Annotated in this window: 17 protein-coding genes; 6 read left to right on the forward strand and 11 right to left on the reverse strand. The window is 62.9% G+C overall.

Translation table 11 applies throughout. From position 1 onward, the window contains the following. Nucleotides 1-59 precede the first annotated feature (59 nt). Nucleotides 60-821 (reverse strand): SDR family oxidoreductase, encoded by a 762-nt coding sequence (locus tag ACLH0J_RS24685; RefSeq protein ID WP_411389451.1) that lies wholly within the window; start codon nt 819-821, stop codon nt 60-62. 228 nt (nt 822-1049) lie between these two features. On the opposite strand from ACLH0J_RS24685, the gene ACLH0J_RS24690 reads away from it, so the two are divergent. Continuing rightward, nucleotides 1050-2057 (forward strand): NADP-dependent oxidoreductase, encoded by a 1008-nt coding sequence (locus ACLH0J_RS24690; protein WP_411389452.1) that lies wholly within the window; start codon nt 1050-1052, stop codon nt 2055-2057. Nucleotides 2058-2192: 135 nt separating this feature from the next. On the opposite strand, the gene pyrF is transcribed toward ACLH0J_RS24690, so the two are convergent. Next, the gene (gene pyrF, locus ACLH0J_RS24695; RefSeq protein WP_411389453.1) at nt 2193-2891 is read right to left on the reverse strand and encodes an orotidine-5'-phosphate decarboxylase; all 699 of its coding nucleotides are present in this window, start codon (nt 2889-2891) and stop codon (nt 2193-2195) included. A gap of 257 nt (nt 2892-3148) precedes the next feature. Here pyrF and ACLH0J_RS24700 point away from each other — a divergent pair, with 257 nt between their 5' ends. Beyond that, nucleotides 3149-3913 carry a response regulator gene (locus ACLH0J_RS24700; protein ID WP_411389454.1) on the forward strand — a complete coding sequence of 255 codons (765 nt, stop codon included), beginning with the start codon at nt 3149-3151 and terminating at the stop codon, nt 3911-3913. Beyond that, the gene (locus ACLH0J_RS24705) at nt 3913-4962 is read left to right on the forward strand and encodes a sensor histidine kinase (protein WP_411389455.1); all 1050 of its coding nucleotides are present in this window, start codon (nt 3913-3915) and stop codon (nt 4960-4962) included. The genes ACLH0J_RS24700 and ACLH0J_RS24705 overlap by 1 nt, the downstream gene beginning before the upstream one ends. Here the strand turns inward: ACLH0J_RS24705 and ACLH0J_RS24710 are convergent. The 9 genes from ACLH0J_RS24710 to ACLH0J_RS24750 all read right to left on the reverse strand — a co-directional run bounded on the left by ACLH0J_RS24710 (nt 4959) and on the right by ACLH0J_RS24750 (nt 12816). Further along, nucleotides 4959-6020, reverse strand: coding sequence for an AI-2E family transporter (locus tag ACLH0J_RS24710; protein WP_411389456.1), 1062 nt, complete (start codon nt 6018-6020; stop codon nt 4959-4961). The genes ACLH0J_RS24705 and ACLH0J_RS24710 overlap by 4 nt on opposite strands. A gap of 72 nt (nt 6021-6092) precedes the next feature. After that, nucleotides 6093-6911 (reverse strand): DUF4892 domain-containing protein, encoded by an 819-nt coding sequence (locus tag ACLH0J_RS24715; protein WP_411389457.1) that lies wholly within the window; start codon nt 6909-6911, stop codon nt 6093-6095. Between the two features lie 114 nt (nt 6912-7025). After that, on the reverse strand, nt 7026-7880 hold the full coding sequence (locus tag ACLH0J_RS24720; protein WP_411389458.1) for an alpha/beta fold hydrolase: 855 nt from the start codon (nt 7878-7880) through the stop codon (nt 7026-7028). Continuing rightward, nucleotides 7877-8680 carry an alpha/beta fold hydrolase gene (locus tag ACLH0J_RS24725; protein ID WP_411389459.1) on the reverse strand — a complete coding sequence of 268 codons (804 nt, stop codon included), beginning with the start codon at nt 8678-8680 and terminating at the stop codon, nt 7877-7879. The genes ACLH0J_RS24720 and ACLH0J_RS24725 overlap by 4 nt, the downstream gene beginning before the upstream one ends. Before the next feature lie 97 nt (nt 8681-8777). Then, nucleotides 8778-9221, reverse strand: a complete 444-nt coding sequence (locus ACLH0J_RS24730) for a hotdog fold thioesterase (RefSeq protein WP_411389460.1) — start codon at nt 9219-9221, stop codon at nt 8778-8780. 30 nt (nt 9222-9251) lie between these two features. After that, nucleotides 9252-10901, reverse strand: coding sequence for an AMP-binding protein (locus ACLH0J_RS24735; protein ID WP_411389461.1), 1650 nt, complete (start codon nt 10899-10901; stop codon nt 9252-9254). Between the two features lie 85 nt (nt 10902-10986). Continuing rightward, a complete protein-coding gene (gene sixA, locus ACLH0J_RS24740; protein WP_411389462.1) occupies nt 10987-11436 on the reverse strand; it encodes a phosphohistidine phosphatase SixA in 450 nt (149 codons plus the stop codon). Further along, nucleotides 11433-11780 carry a DUF4389 domain-containing protein gene (locus ACLH0J_RS24745; protein WP_411389463.1) on the reverse strand — a complete coding sequence of 116 codons (348 nt, stop codon included), beginning with the start codon at nt 11778-11780 and terminating at the stop codon, nt 11433-11435. Before ACLH0J_RS24745 ends, sixA begins: the two co-directional genes overlap by 4 nt. A gap of 10 nt (nt 11781-11790) precedes the next feature. Beyond that, entirely contained in the window at nt 11791-12816 is a 1026-nt protein-coding gene (locus ACLH0J_RS24750; protein ID WP_411389464.1) for an NAD(P)H-dependent glycerol-3-phosphate dehydrogenase, read from the reverse strand. A 195-nt stretch (nt 12817-13011) separates the two neighbouring features. Here ACLH0J_RS24750 and ACLH0J_RS24755 point away from each other — a divergent pair, with 195 nt between their 5' ends. The 3 genes from ACLH0J_RS24755 to ACLH0J_RS24765 are packed head-to-tail and all read left to right on the forward strand — an operon-like array spanning nt 13012 to nt 17973. Continuing rightward, on the forward strand, nt 13012-15144 hold the full coding sequence (locus ACLH0J_RS24755) for a TonB-dependent receptor plug domain-containing protein (protein ID WP_411389465.1): 2133 nt from the start codon (nt 13012-13014) through the stop codon (nt 15142-15144). Nucleotide 15145: 1 nt separating this feature from the next. Beyond that, entirely contained in the window at nt 15146-16075 is a 930-nt protein-coding gene (locus ACLH0J_RS24760) for an ABC transporter substrate-binding protein (RefSeq protein WP_411389466.1), read from the forward strand. Continuing rightward, on the forward strand, nt 16072-17973 hold the full coding sequence (locus ACLH0J_RS24765; RefSeq protein ID WP_411389467.1) for an ATP-binding protein: 1902 nt from the start codon (nt 16072-16074) through the stop codon (nt 17971-17973). The genes ACLH0J_RS24760 and ACLH0J_RS24765 overlap by 4 nt, the downstream gene beginning before the upstream one ends. Nucleotides 17974-18051 lie beyond the last annotated feature (78 nt).

The raw sequence follows: 18051 nt of genomic DNA on the forward strand, positions 1-18051 counted from the left end.
GCGCTGGAAAAGCCTCACAGCCCCCCCAGAACTTTTCAAATAGCCTGCGGTGCAAGGTCCTAGATTGCGGTTGCCCCACCGTCCACCGCCAACGCCTGGCCGGTGGTGAACGCCGCTCCGTCGCTGCACAGGTACAGCACCGCGCTGGCGATTTCCTCGACCTTGCCAATGCGTCCGACCGGGTGCATGGCGGCAGCGAACTCGGCTTTGCGTGGATCGGCTTCGTAGGCACGCCGGAACATATCGGTGTCGATCACCGCAGGGCACACGGCGTTGACGCGGATTTTCTTCTTCGCGTACTCAATCGCCGCCGACTTGGTCAGGCCGATCACCGCATGCTTGGAGGCCGCGTAAATGCTCATCTTCGGCGCCGCGCCCAACCCCGCCACCGATGCGGTATTGACGATGGCCCCGCCGCCCTGGGCCAGCAGCAGCGGCAACTGGTGCTTCATGCACAGCCACACGCCCTTGACGTTGACGCCCATGATGGCATCGAACTCGTCCAGGGTGCCGTCAGCCAGCTTGCCCTTCTCGATCTCGATCCCGGCGTTGTTGAACGCATAGTCCAGGCGGCCATAGGCGTCGATGGTGCGCGCCATCAATTGCTGCACATCCGCTTCCAGGGTGACATTGCAGCGCACAAACAGCGCTTCGCCGCCGGCCTGCCGGATCAATGCAACCGTACCCTCACCGCCGGCCACATCCAGGTCGGCGACGACCACCTTCAAACCTTCGGCGGCGAACGCCAGCGCAGTCGCGCGGCCAATACCGGCAGCGGCACCGGTGACCAGGGCGACCTGGCCGGAAAACGTCATGCTCATGGGGGATGTCCTGTGGGAAAAATAACCGTGGGTCGAGTCTAGTCAACGGGCTGGCACACACGTCAGCACTATCAAAAGGCCGGTTGAAGCTGCATGAATCGCAGTGATAAGGCTGCCGGGATCACTATCAGCAACACCTATCGACAAGCATTCGTACCGCCGGAGAGACTTGCTCTCGAATCGTTCAAGGTCTATCACTTCAGGTTCATTTCCAGAAGAGTCCCTGCCATGACCGCCCAGACCAATCGCCAATTCCTGCTCGCCAAGCGCCCGGTCGGCGCGGCCACCCGGGAAACCTTCACCTACCAGGAAGTACCGGTGGGCACGCCCCAGGACGGGCAGGTACTGGTGCGTAATGAGTACCTGTCCCTCGACCCGGCCATGCGTGGCTGGATGAACGAAGGCAAGTCCTACATTCCGCCTGTGGGCATCGGCGAAGTGATGCGTGCGCTAGGTGTAGGAAAAGTGATTGCTTCGAACAACCCGAACTTTGCCGTCGGCGACTATGTAAACGGCGCCTTGGGTGTGCAGGATTATTTCCTGGGCGAGCCGCGCGGCTTCTATAAGGTCGACCCGAAACTGGCGCCCCTGCCCCGCTACCTGTCGGCGCTGGGCATGACCGGCATGACCGCCTATTTTGCCCTGCTGGAAACCGGTGCACCGAAGGCCGGCGACACCGTGGTGATCTCCGGCGCAGCCGGCGCCGTGGGCAGCATTGCCGGGCAGATTGCCAAGCTAAAAGGTTGCCGCGTGGTCGGCATTGCTGGTGGCGCCGACAAGTGCAAGTTCCTGGTGGATGAGCTGGGCTTCGACGCCGCCATCGACTACAAAAACGAAGACCTGCCCGCAGCCCTCAAGCGCGAGTGCCCCAAAGGCGTGGATGTGTACTTCGACAACGTCGGCGGCGATATCCTCGACGCGGTCCTCAGCCGACTGGCGATGAAGGCTCGGGTGGTGATTTGCGGGGCCATCAGCCAGTACAACAACAAGGAAGCCGTGAAAGGCCCGGCGAATTATTTGTCGCTGCTGGTCAATCGCGCGCGCATGGAGGGCTTTGTAGTGATGGACCACGCCGCCCACTTCGCCGCCGCCGGGCAGGAAATGGCCGGTTGGATGGCGCAGGGCAAGCTCAAGAGCAAGGAAGATATCGTGGAGGGGCTGGAGACGTTCCCGGAAACGTTGATGAAGCTGTTCAACGGCGAGAACTTTGGGAAGTTGGTGCTCAAGGTCAGCTGACACGGCGCAGCTATGAATGTGGGAGCAAGCCCCCTCCACAGGTGATTGGGTTTACACATTTCTATCTGTGAATACAGTCAAGTGTGGGGGCTTGCTCGCCCCCTCCCACAATTTTTGCCGTGTGCGCTTCAGGTTTCAGGCGATCTCAGCGACCACCGCTGCCAACGCCTTGGCCGGGTCCGCCGCCTGGCTGATCGGGCGGCCGATCACCAGGTAGTCCGAGCCCGCGTCCAGTGCCTGGCGCGGGGTCAGGATGCGGCGCTGGTCATCCTGGGCGCTGCCGGCCGGGCGAATACCCGGCGTCACCAGTTGCAGCAATGGGTGGGCGGTTTTCAGGGCGTGGGCTTCCAGCGCCGAGCACACCAGACCATCGAGACCGGCTTTCTGCGCCAGAGCAGCCAGGCGCAACACCTGTTCCTGGGGCTCGATGTCCAGGCCGATAGCGGCCAGGTCTTCGCGCTCCATGCTGGTCAGCACGGTCACACCGATCAGCAGAGGCTTGGGGCCGCTGCGCTGTTCCAGCACTTCGCGGCAGGCCGTCATCATGCGCAGGCCGCCGGAGCAGTGCACGTTGACCATCCACACGCCCATTTCGGCGGCGGCCTTGACCGCCATGGCGGTGGTGTTGGGGATATCGTGGAATTTCAGGTCGAGGAACACCTCGAAGCCTTTGTCACGCAGCGTACCGACGATATCCGCGGCGCAACTGGTGAACAGTTCCTTGCCGACCTTGACCCTGCAAAGCTTGGGGTCCAACTGGTCAGCCAGCTTCAGTGCGGCGTCACGGGTAGGGTAATCCAGGGCGACGATGATAGGAGTCTGGCAGACGGACATTGGAATGGGCTCTCAGGCAAGTCGAAATCGGCGCGGATTGTAGCGCAAGCGACACTGTTACGGGGTCCGATGATCGGTAAATACTGACCAAGCGCTATCCGGCGAACATTTCGGCCAATTATTTCAAACCTGATACATTCACGACACGCCCCCAACACGCCGCACGACTAGCCTCGCCCGCACGACCCCGAGCAGCACTTCCAGCCATGGGGCTGGGCGCCTATGCTGACCGCAACAACCAGGCAGATGATCGCACTATGCAAACCCCACCCGTCCCAGTGAAAGACGAGCAAAAAGCCGCGGTGATCACCGATGACAAGCGCTGGAACACCCGCGCGCTGATCGTTGACGACGACGTACCGATCCGCGAACTGTTGATCGATTACCTGGCCCGCTTCAACATTCTCGCCACCGGCGTGACCGACGGCACCGCTATGCGCCTGGCCATGCAAGCCGAAACCTTCGATGTGGTCGTGCTCGACCTGATGCTGCCGGGCGAAGACGGCCTGTCGCTGTGCCGTTGGCTGCGCGGCGAATCGGACATCCCGATCCTGATGCTCACCGCTCGTTGCGAGCCCACAGACCGCATCATCGGCCTGGAACTGGGCGCCGACGACTATATGTCCAAGCCTTTCGAGCCCCGTGAGCTGGTGGCGCGCATCCAGACCATCTTGCGCCGCGTGCGTGACGATCGCACCGAACAGCGTGCCAATATCCGCTTTGACAACTGGCGACTCAACAGTGTGCTGCGCCAACTGGTGGCCGACGATGGCCTGGTGGTGCCGCTGTCCAACGCTGAATTCCGCCTGTTGTGGGTGTTTATCGAACGTCCGCGCCGCGTGCTGAGCCGCGAACAATTGCTGGATGCCGCCCGGGGCCGCTCCATCGAGGCCTTTGATCGCAGCATCGACTTGCTGGTCTCGCGCCTGCGCCAAAAGCTGGGGGATGACCCAAAGGCGCCGCAGTTGATCAAGACTGTGCGTGGCGAAGGCTATCTGTTCGACGCCCGGGATATTGGCTGATGCGTGCCCCCTTCAACACACTGTTCGGACGGCTGTTCGGCGTGTTGCTGGTGGCGATTGTGCTCGCCCATGGACTGGCGTATTTCTGGTTTCACCATTACGGCCAACCGCCCCCGCCGCCTCCACCGCGCCATGAGCAATTTATCGAACCGCCCGATGGGGCAAGGCCGCCGCCGCCGCGCGAGAACGACGACCGGCCCTGGTTCGGCGGTCCCGTGGTGCCCCTGACCTTTCAGTTTTTCTCGCTGATTATCGCGGCCTGGTACGGTGCCAAACTGCTGAGCCGACCAATCCAGCGCCTGAGCGAAGCGGCCGAACGTTTGAGCCTGGACCTGGACAGCGCCCCACTCGACGAATCCGGGCCTCGGGAAGCGCGGCAGGCGGCATTGACCTTCAACCTGATGCAAAGACGTATCCGCGAACAGGTCAGCCAGCGCGCGCGCATGCTGGGGGCGGTCTCCCATGACCTGCGCACCCCGCTGTCACGCCTCAAGCTGCGCCTGGAACAGATCGAGGACACGCGGCTGCAAGGCCAGATGCGCCAGGACCTGAACGACATGATCGGCATGCTCGACGCCACCCTGAGCTACCTGCACGAACAGCGCACCAGCGAAACCCGGCAGTGGCTGGATGTGCAGGCGTTGGTCGAGTCCATGAGTGAAAACGCCCAGGATCAGGGCAGCGATGTGCAATTTGCCGGCACCTGCGCGCCCTTGCAGGTGCAGCCGATGGCGCTGCGTTCGTGCCTAAACAACCTGATCGACAACGCGTTGCGCTACGCCGGCAGCGCACGCATGGAACTGGAAGACAGCCGCGAGGCCCTGGTTATCCGGGTGATCGACCACGGTCCGGGGATTGCCGCCGATAAACGCGAGACGGTGTTCGAGCCGTTCTATCGGCTGGAAGGCTCACGCAACCGCAACTCCGGTGGCGTCGGCCTGGGCATGACCATTGCCAAGGACGCGGTTGAGCGCCTCGGCGGCCGCCTGACCCTGGAGGAGACGCCAGGCGGCGGTTTGACCGCCGTGATGTGGCTGCCACGGGTTTAGAGGGGCTTGTCTTCGCGACGCCCCTGGGCCTGAGTCGCGCTCCAATCCATCAGCAGGCTGTACGCTACCGCCAGCAACGTTGGACCGATAAACAGCCCGATAAAGCCAAAGGCAATCAACCCACCGAACACGCCCAGCAACACGATCACCAGTGGCAGGTTGCCGCCGCGGCTGATCAGGTAAGGCTTGAGCACGTTGTCCACGCCGCTGATGATGAACGTGCCCCATACGCCGAGGAACACCGCATAGGTGTAATCGCCCTTCCACGCCAGCCAGGCCGTGGCCGGGATCCAGACCAGCGGCGGCCCCATGGGGATCAGGCTCAGCAGGAAAGTCACGATCCCCAGCACCAGCGCGCCCGGCACACCGGCGATCAGGAAGCCGATCAACGCCAGCACAGCCTGGGCGGCAGCCGTACCGATCACCCCATTGACCACCCGTTGCACGGTGCCGGCCACCAGTTCGATGTAGTAACCGGCACGCTCGCCGATCAAGCGCTCCAGCAAGCGGTGCACGAACATGGCCAGGCGCGGCCCGTCACGGTAGAAAAAGAACACGAACACCAGGCTCAGGGTCAATTCGAGAATACCGCCACCGATCTGCGCACTGCGCGCCAGCAGCCAGTTACCGACCTGCCCCAGATACGGTTTGAGGCTGACCATCAGCGCCGCGCCCTGCTGATCGATGCTGTTCCACATCGCCACCAGCCGTTCGCCGACAAACGGGATAGCGCCCAACCAGCTCGGCGCCTCGGGCAGACCGTCGACCTGTATGTCCTTGATCAACGCCACGGCATCACGCACATGGTCAGCCAGGTTGAACCCCAGCCACACCAACGGTACCGCCACCAGCAGCATCCAACCCAGGGTCAGGATGCCGGCAGCGAGGGATTCCCGACCGCCCAGCCAACGCGTGAGCAGCACCATCAACGGCCAACTGGCAAAGGCCAGCACCGCGCCCCAGAACAGCGCCGACCAGAACGGCGCCATCACCCAGAGGCTGGCCCCGAACAGCACCAGCAGCAGGATTTGCACCAGCAGGCGATCGTTATTGAACATGGGGTATCTCTAGAGGAAGGCTGTAGGAAGAGAGCTTAGGCGAACGGCACGGGTCCGTTCGCCCTGTATCGGTCAGCGTATCAGATGCACATGCAGGCCTTTGGTTTCAGCGTTGCCGATTTCCATGCGCGCGGCACGCACGCCCTTGTCGATCAAGGCCTGGCGCCAGGCCTCGGCATTCGGCCCGGTCAAGCTCACGCGCAACGTGGTATCGAGGTTCAACCCACGGGAAATCAGGGTCAGCCAGGTATCGTCCGGCTCGGCACCGAGCGCGGGGAAGTCCAGATCGCCGGTGCTTTTCAATTCACGCAGCAACGTTGCCGAGGTGGGCAACAGATCCCCCAGCGGTGCGCTGGCATCCAGTTGTTCGACATGCAGGTAGGCGCGGCGGTTGCCCCGTGTAATACCGTAAAGCGCAATCAGGGAGTTGGCCTGCGGCTCGGCCAGGCGCAGCAACAGATATTCCTGCTGGCTATCGGCACCCACCAGTTTGGCATTGCCGAAAATCTCGTTGGCCCACAGGCTGCTCTCACCGCAATCGCGGGCCTTGCACCAGAACAACAACTGCGCGCCCTTTTGCTGCAAGGCTTCACGGGTGGCGGTAAAGGCGTCGCTGGCGTTGTGTTCGGCGGGCAGTTCGTAGGTAATGGCGGTACTTTGGCCCCGGGCGATGGCCTGGCCTTCATAACGCAGTTGGCCGCTGATCTTGCGGATCGCCCCCATGGGATAAATGCGTTCTTTTTCTTCGGCGGGCCGGTAGTCGACGATTTGCGCGTCGATCTGGCGAACCACTGCGGGCAAGTCCTGGCTACCCGGCACGTCGGCGGCGAATACCAACGGGCTGAATGCACACAGCCCCAGAAAACGGATACATCCTTTACGCAGGCTCATCGGATCGTTGAGTCCTGGCCATCGGAGGTCGCTGCTGTTTCAAGATCAGTGTCGCGATAGTGCATGGTTGACTCCCTTTCGATCCGCCCAGCCTCGGCAGTTGACCGTGCCAAGTCAAGGCATGGAGAAGAACCGATTGAAACAGTCTGCAACAAGGACCGCACCAGGCTCGTCATTCAAGTGCAAATGATGGCCGCCTGGCAGGGTTGTCACGGTAAAGGGTAGCTGGGAAAGCAATTCGGGATGTTTCGCCAGCATACCGTCAGCGGCGACCACCAACTGTGCGGGGCAACCTACGCGACGGACGAACGCCATGGCTTGTTCATCAGTCAGACGCAGCGGCGAGGCCAGGGTCAAACGGCTATCCGTACGCCAGGTGTACCCCCCCGGCACCGGCATCAAACCACGCTGGGCCAGCAGTTCGGCGGCTTCGCGACTGACAGCCACCAGGCCTTTCATCCGCACTTCTACCGCGCGTTCGAGGCTGTCGTAGACCGGTTTGCGCTTGTCCTGCAGGCCCAGTTGCGCCTGTAGCGCCATGCCCAGTCGCTCGGCCGCGTTCTCGCCACTGGCGGTGGGCGGGATCACGCCATCGATCAACCCCAGGTGCGTCACACGCTCCGGCAAGGCACCGGCCAGCACCAGAGAAACGATGGCGCCAAGGGAGTGGCCAAGTAATGCAAAACGTTTCCAACCCAGTTGCTCGGCCACTTGCAGCACGTCGAAGACGTAATCCCACAAGGCATAGCCCGCGCCTGCAGGACGATGCGCCGAATGCCCATGCCCCGCCATATCGAGGGCCACGATACGCAAGCCCACAAGCTTCGGCGCCAGGCGCGCAAAGCTGTTGGCGTTGTCCAGCCAGCCATGCAGGGCGATCACCGGCAAACCGTCCTCGGGACCAAACAGGTGGGCCGCCAACTCGATATGCGGCAGGCTCAGGCGAACCTCTTCGACGGGCATGCTCATGCGCAGTCACGCTCACGGGCTTGCCAGCGGGCGAACAGGTCCTTGATCAAGGTCGCGGTGTCCTGCGGACGTTCAAGGGGGAACATGTGACCGCCCGGCATGGTGAGCATTTCGCCCATGGGCAGGCGTCCGACGCCGCTGGCATGGTGACGCATCACCACGCGGCTTTGCCGACCACGGACCACCGCCAGCGGCACTTTCAATTGGCGCACCTGGCCGGGGCTGGTGTGGGGCACGCCCCGGTAGATACTGATTTCGGTGGCCGGGTCGAAGCGCAGGCGCAGACGATCGCCCACCTGTTGCAGGCCATGTTGCAGGTAGGCATCGAAGCATTCCGGGTCGAAGCCACGAAACAGCGTCTTGCCGGCAAAGTAGCTGCGGGCGGCGTCCAGGTCACTGAACTCTTCACGCCGGCCCAGGGTGCGACCGGCCGGGGTCAGGCGGTCGATGAAACCGAAACGCTTGGCGGCGCGGATCACCCAGCGGTCGGCGCGGGTCAGTACCGGCGAGTCCAGCATCACCACGCCGCGATACAGGTGCGGGCAACGCATGGCCGCATGCAGATGCAACACGCCACCCAGGGAATGGCCCACGCCCCATACCGGCTCGGGTTGCTGCTCCAGGTGGTGGATCAGTTCGTCCACCAGGTTCTGCCAGTTATCGTCCACCGGGAACCTGGGATCGTGACCGTGCTGGGGCAGATGCGCCACCGTATATTCCGGGGCCAGAGCGGCAAACAGCTTGCCGTAGGTGGCCGAAGGGAACCCATTGGCGTGGGCAAAAAACACGTGCTGCGACATACCGGCCCCACCTTCAAGAACAGAAATCAATTGTCACCATGCCCGGGCAACTCAGCAATGACTGTAACTGCCAGGAATGATGACACTCACGCCACGCCTATCGCGCCGGTGGGTTCTCGCCCAGGGGCACCACGGCCATGGTCAGGCGCGACACGCAGCTGGCCTTGCCGTCATCGTTGCTCAGGCGGATGTCCCACACCTGGGTAGTGCGGCCGATATGGATCGCCTTGGCCACCGCTGTCACCCGCCCGCTGCGCACACCGCGCAAGTGGTTGGCGTTGACCTCCAGGCCCACGCAATAGAACTTGCTGGTGTCGACACACAGGTAAGCGGCCATGGACCCGACACTCTCGGCCAGCACCACCGACGCGCCGCCGTGCAGCAGGCCGAAGGGCTGATGGGTGCGGTGGTCGACCACCATGCTGGCGGTCAACGATTCATCGTCGAAGCTCTCAAAGCGGATATCCAGCAGCTCGCCGATGGTGTTTTTCTGGCTGGCGTTGAGGTGCTCGATATTCGGTTGGGTACGCCACAGGCTCATACGGGTGTCCTTTTGGGTTTTATGATGACCCTAATCCTGCCACAGAACCACGTCCGCGCGCTCGCTCCAAGACTGGAACTGTGCACCATAAGTTGCTTCGATCACGTTGCGCTTGATCTTCAAGGTCGGGGTCAGAAAACCGTTTTCCACCGCCCAACTGTCCTTGACCACCACCAACTGGCGCAAACGCTCATGTTTATCCAGGGCCTGGTTGACCTGTTCCAGCCAGCGTTCAAGGCTGCTGTGCAACGCTTGCCGGTCCTGGCCCACGGCCGACAACACGCACAGGCCGATTGGCGCGGTGAGGCCGTCGCCGACCACGCAGACCTGCTCGATGCGCGCATGTTCGGCCAAGCGATTTTCAATCGGCGCCGGGGCCACGTACTTGCCTTTACTGGTCTTGAAGATTTCCTTGAGCCGCCCGGTCAGGCGCAGACGGCCGTCGGCGTCCTGCTCGCCCTTGTCGCCGGTGCGCAGAAAGCCGTCGGCGGTGAGGGTCTCAAGGGTTTTTTCCGGGTCCTTGAAATAGCCGACCATGGTCGCACCGCTGCGTACCTGCACCTCGCCCGTGGGGTCGATGCGCACTTCGACTTCCGGGCATGGCAGACCGATCCAACCGATTTTCTGCTGCCCTGGGCGACAGACATGGGAGTACCCGCAACTTTCGGTCATGCCGTAGACCTCCAGCACATCCAGGCCCAGGTGCTGATACCAGCGCAACAGCGCCTCAGGCACCGGCGCCGCGCCGGACAGCGCAATGCGCAGGGCGTCCAGGCCCAGTCCGGCCAGCACCTTGTGCCCCACGCGTTTGCCGATAAAGGGCAGGCGCAGCAGGGTATCGAGGCGCTTCGCCGGGACCTTGGCGTAGACGCCCATCTGGAATTTGCTCCAAATACGCGGCACACCGAACAACGCCGTCGGCCGCGCCCTGCGCAGGTCCGTCAGAAAGGTGTCGAGGCTTTGCGCGAAAAACACCGTTTGCCCGGTATAGATCGCAGCCATCTCCACAAACATCCGCTCCGCCACATGACACAGCGGCAGGTAGGACAGCAGCCGATCCTCCTCCCCCAAACCGAACAACTCGCTGCCGCGCGTCGCCGCAAAACCCAGGGTGCCAAAGCTGTGCATCACGCCTTTGGGCAAGCCGGTGGTGCCGGAGGTATAGATGAGGGTGGCAAGGTCCGAAGCGCTGGGCAGCGGGCCACCCTGGAGCGGCGGGCAGGCTTGCAGGTCGGCCCAACTGAAATCGAATGCGCCAGCCGGGCACAACGGCAGGCTGATGGTCGGCACGTCCGCCGGCACACCGGGGGCCATGGCGGGCCAATCGTCGAGTTTGCCGATAAACGCCAGCGCCGACTCGGAGTGGGTGAGCACATGGGCGACGGAGTCTGCGGTGAGGTTGGGGTAAAGCGGCACCGACACGTGCCCGGCCATCCAGATAGCCAGGTCGGCGATGATCCAGTGGGCGCAGTTTTTCGAGATCAGGGCAATGTGCGAGCCTGGCGGCAATGCCCTGGCACGCAGCCAGTGCGCGGCGCAACGGGCCTGGTGGCCGACCTCGCCCCAGGTGAGGGCCTGCACCTCACCCGCGCCGATGGGCTGCACCAGAAAGGGTTTGCGCGGATGCCGCGCTTCACGTTCGAAGAAGACCTGCAACGGCAAACGAACAGCGACGGGCATGGGACGCGCTCCTTTGTGGTCCGACGATAGCCAACCAAGCACTTGCTTGGCTGACTATATAGCACACAAAAAGCAGCGACAAAGCCTACGGATTCTTCACACTGACCAGGCTCATCAGCCCCGCCAGCGGGAACTCCCCCTCCAGTTCCGCCAGGCTGGCGGTGTACATCGGATGTGGCTGACGCAGATGACCATGCTGTAGAAAGCCGATCAAGTTGCCGACCAGCGGCTGATGGCTGACCAACAGCACATTGGCATCGGCGTCGAGTTTCTCCAGCACCTGTTGCGGATTACCTTCCGGCGTCAGCCACGGCACGGTGTGGATGTCCGACTCGAACCCGAGCGCCTCGCGTACCAACTGCGCGGTCTGCTGCGCCCGTACATAGGGGCTGGCGAGGATGGCGTCGATGGGCTGGCCGATCAGGTGCGCCGCGCTGCGCAACACTTCGGCACGGCCATGCTCGGTGAGGTTGCGCTCGGCGTCCGTACGCGCATGCGCTTGCGCCTCACCGTGGCGCAAAATCCACAGCCTCACAGTTTTGGCTCTTCATCACGCACCGGATGGGGCGCCGGCGGCACGCTATGGGCCGCCTCGCCCTCGGGCGCGCGCGGGGTGGGCCAATCGTCGAACGGCCAAGGTTTTTGCTCGGTGTGGAAGCTGCCGAAGCGGCCGATCTGCGCCAGGAACTGGCTGAGGCTGTCGCCGAAGTTCATCAGCCCCAGGTTCGGCGCGCCATAGATCAGGCGGTAAATCAGTTGCACTACCACCAAGGCGCCGAGCAGGAACTGGGCCACTTGCCACACCAGGGCAAATACCAGCATCCACAGGATGCGCAGGACAATGGATTCGTACTTGGGCGCTGCTTTCGGATCGTTCATGGCGCGTTCCTCAGTTGAAACCACTGGTGGAAATAAAGTCGACATCGGTTTTCGGCTCGGCACGCATCAGCAGCTCGATGACCTGGTTTAAGGTGCGCCCTTCAAACAGGATCGCATGCAGCCCGGCGACCAACGGCATGTACACGCCCGCTTCCTGGGCCTTGGCCTTGAGTACCTTGAGGGTGTTGACCCCTTCCGCCACTTCGCCCAGGCGCGTCACCGCATCTTCCAGGCTCAAGCCCTGGCCCAGGGCGAAACCTACCTGGTAGTTGCGGCTTTTCGGCGATGAACAGGTGACGATCAGGTCACCCACGCCCGCCAGGCCGAGGAAGGTCATCGGGTTGGCGCCCTGATTCACCGCGAAGCGGGTCATTTCCGCCAATGCACGGGTGATCAGCATGCTCTTGGTGTTCTCGCCCATGCCCAGCGCCACGGCCATGCCGGCGATGATTGCGTAGACGTTTTTCAACGCGCCGCCCAGCTCCACGCCAAAGCGGTCGCTGCTGGCATAGACGCGGAAGGTACGACCGTGCAGCACCGCCTGGACGCGTTCGCACAACGCTTCGTCCTCACTGGCGATCACGGTGGCGGTCAGCGCGTGCTCGGCCACTTCCCGCGCCAGGTTCGGCCCGGACAGCACACCAATGCGCGCCTGGGGGGCGATCTCTTCGAGGATCTCGCTCATCAGCTTGAAGGTGTGCGCCTCGATGCCTTTGGTCAGGCTCACCAGCAGCTTGCCCGCCAGCCGTTCGGTGTGGGGTGCCAGCACCGAACGCAAGGCGCTGGAAGGCAGCGCGACAAAGCACAGGTCGCAGTCGGTCAACGTGGCCAGGAGGTCCGTCACCGGCTCGACGCCCGGATGAATCTTGATGCCTTTGAGGTAACGCGGATTTTCCCGGTGCACCCGAATGGCTTCGGCCTGCTCGGGATCACGCATCCACTGGCGCACTGCGTGACCGTTCTCGGCCAGCAGGTTAGCCACGGCGGTACCAAAACTTCCGCCTCCCAGGACCGCAATAGGGCGCTGTTCAGTCATATGCAATCCGTTAATCCATACCAGTGGCGATGCCGGCATTATACGGAGCGACCCGCTTGCGGCCAGCCCCCGTGTCAATTCGTACGCTTGTCGGAAAAGGCCAGACAGGTGCGACGTAATTGCAAGTTCCACGACTGGCAAAAGGCCCCACCTCAGTTAACATGGGCGGCTATCCGCAATTATCAAGGCCGTGCCGTGTATTTGGGCCCTCCTCCCCGTTCATCTCTGTTGCTATTACTGTTGGGCATTCCGTTGGGTAGTAGCCCTGTACTGGCTGATGATCTGTTCCTCGACAGTCAACCGCTGCCGCAGGTGTTGACCGCCACACGCCTCAAGCAATCGGCCGCCGCGGTACCCGGCAGCATGACCGTGATCGACAGTGAACTGATCAAGGCCAGCGGCGCCCGCGACATCAGCGAACTGCTGCGCCTGGTGCCGGGCATGATGGTCGGCTATACCACCGGCAACCAGGCGGCGGTGAACTACCACGGCACCAGCGCCAGCGATGCGCGGCGCATGCAAGTGCTGATCGATGGCCGTTCGGTGTACCGCGCGGGCCTGGCCACCGTGGACTGGAGCGACATTCCCGTGGCCATGGAGGACATCGAGCGGATCGAGGTATTCCGAGGCCCCAACACCGTCAGCTACGGCGCCAATGCCTTGATGGCGGTGGTCAATATCCTCACGCGCTCGCCGGCCAACAGCCACGGTTCACGGGTGAAGGTGGTGCGTGGCGAACGCGGCATCAACGACTTTTATGCCAGCCAGGGCGTGGGCTGGGAGACCGGCGATTTGCGCCTGTCCCTGTCCGGGCAACAGGACGATGGCTTCGACAGCGATGCCGTCGGCGCCGACCGCCGTGACGGTCGGCGCCTCAACCGCTTCAGCCTGGCGGTGAGCCAGACCTTGAACACGCAGCAGAGCATCGACTGGCAACTGGATGCCAAGGAAGGCACCAACCAGCGCCCCTATACCTACAGGCCGGTATTTGCCGGGATTACCGAAGGCGGCAACAATTCCGACGTTGCGGCCAAGGACTATGCCGGCTCCCTGCGTTGGAACTTTGATTTCAACCCCGAGCACAGCCTGTATATCCAGGGCTCGGCCCAACAGTGGGACCGTCGGCAAATCTGGAAGGCGTGCGACGCCAAGGTCTCGTTCAGCCCGGAACTCACCCAGCTATGGCAGCTCAACCCCAACTATGCCGAGTTGCTGGCCCGGCACATGGACACCTACAGCCAGGGCTCCGCACCACCCGGCAGCGCCGCCGAGCAAGCCTTGGCCAATCAGGTGCTGGACCAATGGCGCAACGGCGCCAGCCAGAGCGTGTGCGGCGACATCGACCAGAGCACCCGCGAAAGCCGCTACGACCTGGAGGTCCAGGACACCCTCAGCCTGTCCGACAGCCTGCGCCTGGTCAGCGGCATGAACTATCGCTACGATCGCGCCGACTCCGACACATACTTCAACGGCACCCTGGACGACACCACCTGGCGCCTGTTCGGCCAGCTTGAATGGCGTGCCAGCGAACATTGGCTGCTGCAGGGCGGCGCCATGTATGAAGATACCCACCTGAGCGGCAACTCATTGACGCCGCGAGTGGCGGTCAACTACCTGATCAACCCGCGCCACGGCCTGCGCGCGGTGTACTCCGAGGCAATCCGTTCGCCGGACATGTTCGAGAACAACGTCAACTGGAGCTACCGCGTCACCAACCTCAGTTCCCCGGCCTATGGGCAGTCATCCGGGCAGTACTTCGTGAAGACACGCGGCCCGGGCAACCTCGACAAAGAACTGATGCGCTCGCGAGAGCTGGGCTACAACGGCTTCTTCGCCGACATCGGGCTGAACATGGACGTAAAGCTGTTCTACGACGAAATCACCAACATGATCAGCTCGCCACTGCGCAATAACCAGTACATTGCCAGCAACGCCAACAGCTCGCGGTTCACTGGCGCCGAATCCCAATTCGACTGGCGCATGAGCAACGCCGACCGCCTGCGGCTGACTTACGCTTATGTCGATGCCACCACCAGTAACCCACTGGACAAAGCCCAAACCGCGCGTAACAGTGGCTCGGCCGGCTGGATGCGCGAATGGGGGCAAGGCTGGTCCAGCGCGCTGTTCTACTATGGCGACGATGCACTCAACCAATATCGCTTCGAACGGGTCGACCTGCGGGTGGCCAAGCGCATTGCCTTGGGCAAAGCCAACGTGGAGCTGGCCGGCATGTTGCAACAACGCCTCGATAACCAGCCCACCACATGGGCCGACAACACTTATGACCATCGCCACGTCCTCTACTTCAGCGCGGAGTTAGAGTTCTGACATGGGCGACTCGTCACGGATGACCTTCTGCTTTATCCACTCACTCTGCCGACGCGGCGCGCTACTGGCGTGCCTGCTGCTGGCGCTGCCGGCGTGGAGCGCGGACATCCTGCTGACTGCCGCCGAAGACGGGGTGGGTGTACAGGCCTTCACCCAGGCCCTCGCCGAGCAACGCCCGGAAGACCACATCACCTTCACTCCCCTCAAGGACTTGCCGCCCCCCAGCCGGCTGCCCGCCAATACGCGCTTGATCCTGCTCGACCTGCCCGGCCTCGACTGGCGCCTGCAGGATGCCCAGGGCCCTGCGACCCTGGTGCTGCGCATCAGCCGCCTGCAGGCCCATCAGCGCCTGGGCAGCACGCAGCACGCACGAATCAGCCTGCTGTGGAGCGACCCACCGCTGGAGCGCCAACTGCAGCTGATTGCCAGCATCTTGCCCCAGGCGCGGCGTATTGGTGTGCTCTATGGCGCCGACAGTGAGTTCCTGCTGCCCGAACTGCGCCAGCATGCCAAGCCCCTGGGCCTGGAAATCGTGCCCCAGCGCTGGGACAACACCAACGACAGCCGCCCGCTGCAGAGCCTATTCAGAAGCAGCGACGTGCTGCTCGGCCTCGACGACCCGCAACTGTACAACCCGAAAACCGCGAAAAACCTGTTGCTGAGCAGCTACGCCCAGCAATTGCCGCTGGTGGGACCCAATGCAGGATTCGTGCGGGCCGGCAGCCTGGCCAGCACCTACAGCGACCAGGCCGACTGGCTGGCCGTGCTCGACGACCTGCTGGACCACCCGCCGGCCAACTGGCCGCGCACGCTGTACCCGGAACACTTCAAAGTCGTGGGCAACCCGCAAGTCGCGCGCTCACTGGGCATCGAACAGGTGGATGAAACCGGCGTCGCCGCCCGATTGGCCGAAGGAGAAAAACGCCCATGACCTTGCGTCGTCGTTGGGATATCAACACCCGCACCCAGCTCATCACCCTGGGCCCGGCGCTGTTGCTGACCTTGCTGTTGATCAGCTTCTTCACTTTCGTGCGTATCCAGGACCTGCGTCAGGAACTGGACCACACCGGCCAACTGATCGCCAACCAACTGGCGCCCGCCACCGAATACGGGGTGATCTCCGGCAACAACGACGTGCTCGACAGCCTGCTGCGCGCCACGCTGGCCACGCCCCATGTGCGCTTCCTGGAGATTCAGGACAGCAACGAGAACATTTTGGTGTACGTCGAGCAGTCCACCGAAAAAAACGACCGCTCGCTGTCGGTAAAAGTGTTCCAGGCGCCGATCCGCCTGCAGCATATCCAACTGGGCAACGACTTTTTCCAGGACAACCTCAACGAACCCAAGGCGCCCCGTGCGGACTACCTGGGCCGGGTGATTGTCGGCATGTCCAACGATGCGTTCAGCCAGCGCCAGCAGGAGATCCTGTTCAAAGCCGGGATTCTCGCGCTGTTCGCCCTACTGTTTACCTTCCTGCTCGCGCGACGCCTGGCGGCCAGCCTGTCGCAGCCGATCAGCGCCATGGGCCATGCCGTCAAGGCCATCCAGCAGGGCGATTACAAGACGCCGCTGCCGATCGTGGATGATTCGGAACTGGGTGACCTGTCGCGGCACATCAACAACCTCGCCGAAGGCCTCAACCAGGCCAGTCGCGAACAGCAGCAGGCCATGGCCCAACTGATCCAGACCCGGGAAGAGGCCGAACGCGCCAACAACGCCAAGTCGGACTTCCTGGCGATGATGAGCCACGAACTGCGTACTCCGATGAACGGCGTGCTAGGCATGTTGCAGTTGCTGGAAACCACCGAGATGACCGAGGAGCAAGCCGAATATGCAGCGCTGGCCTCAGAGTCCACCGAACACCTGCTCAAAGTCATCAACGATATCCTCGACTTCTCGCGCATCGAACGCGCCGCCCTCGAGCTGGAGCACATCCCGTTCAACCTCGCAGACCTGATCAACAACTGCGCCCAGGTCTTTCAGCACAGCGCCCAGCAGCGAGGGCTGACGCTCACGTTGCCGATCCCGCCGGGCATGGACACCTTGCGGGTGCTGGGTGACCCGACGCGTATCCGGCAGATCCTGGTGAACCTGATCGGCAATGCCCTCAAGTTCACCGAGCACGGCACGATCAGCATCGAGCCGCACTGGCAGAGCCTCGATCATGACCTGGTGTGGTTCACCTGCGCCGTGCGCGACAGTGGCATCGGCATTTCCGCCGAGCGCCTGGAACTGATGTTCGATGCGTTCCAGCAAGCCGACAGTTCCATTTCAAGACGTTACGGCGGCACCGGCCTGGGCCTGCCCATCGCCCGCACCCTGGCCGAACGCATGGGCGGCACCTTGCGCGCGCAGAGCGAAGAAGGCCGTGGTTCGGTGTTCACCCTGGAGATTCCCCTGGCCATCGACCAGCACAGCGTGCCAGCCATTGCCGCCAACGCCGAAGGCAAAGCCAGCGCGGGCAACGGTCGCCATGTGTTGCTGGTAGAGGACAACCCGGTCAACCGCACGGTGATCGAAGCCATGCTGCGCAGCCTGGGGTTCGAGGTGAGCCTGGCCACCGACGGTGCCGAAGCGATCCGCAGCGCCGAGAGCCTGATTTTCACGGCGATCCTGATGGATTGCCGGCTGCCGCTGATCGACGGCTACGAAGCCACCCGGCAGATTCGCCAGTTGCCGGGTTGCGCCGACCTGCCGATCATCGCGTTGACCGCCAACGCCTTGCAGGGCGACCGTGAAGCCTGTCTCGCAGCGGGAATGAACGATTACCTGGCCAAGCCGTTCAAACGTACGGATTTGCAGCAAATCCTACAGCGTTGGGTGCAATAGTGCCGCGCGATCAGCCAACTCCGACTGGCGTGAAAGACGAAAGTGCGGCAGTCTTAGGCACCCGAACGGACCGATAAA

It is taken from the genome of Pseudomonas sp. MPB23, from assembly GCF_046605395.1.
Classification (GTDB): domain Bacteria; phylum Pseudomonadota; class Gammaproteobacteria; order Pseudomonadales; family Pseudomonadaceae; genus Aquipseudomonas.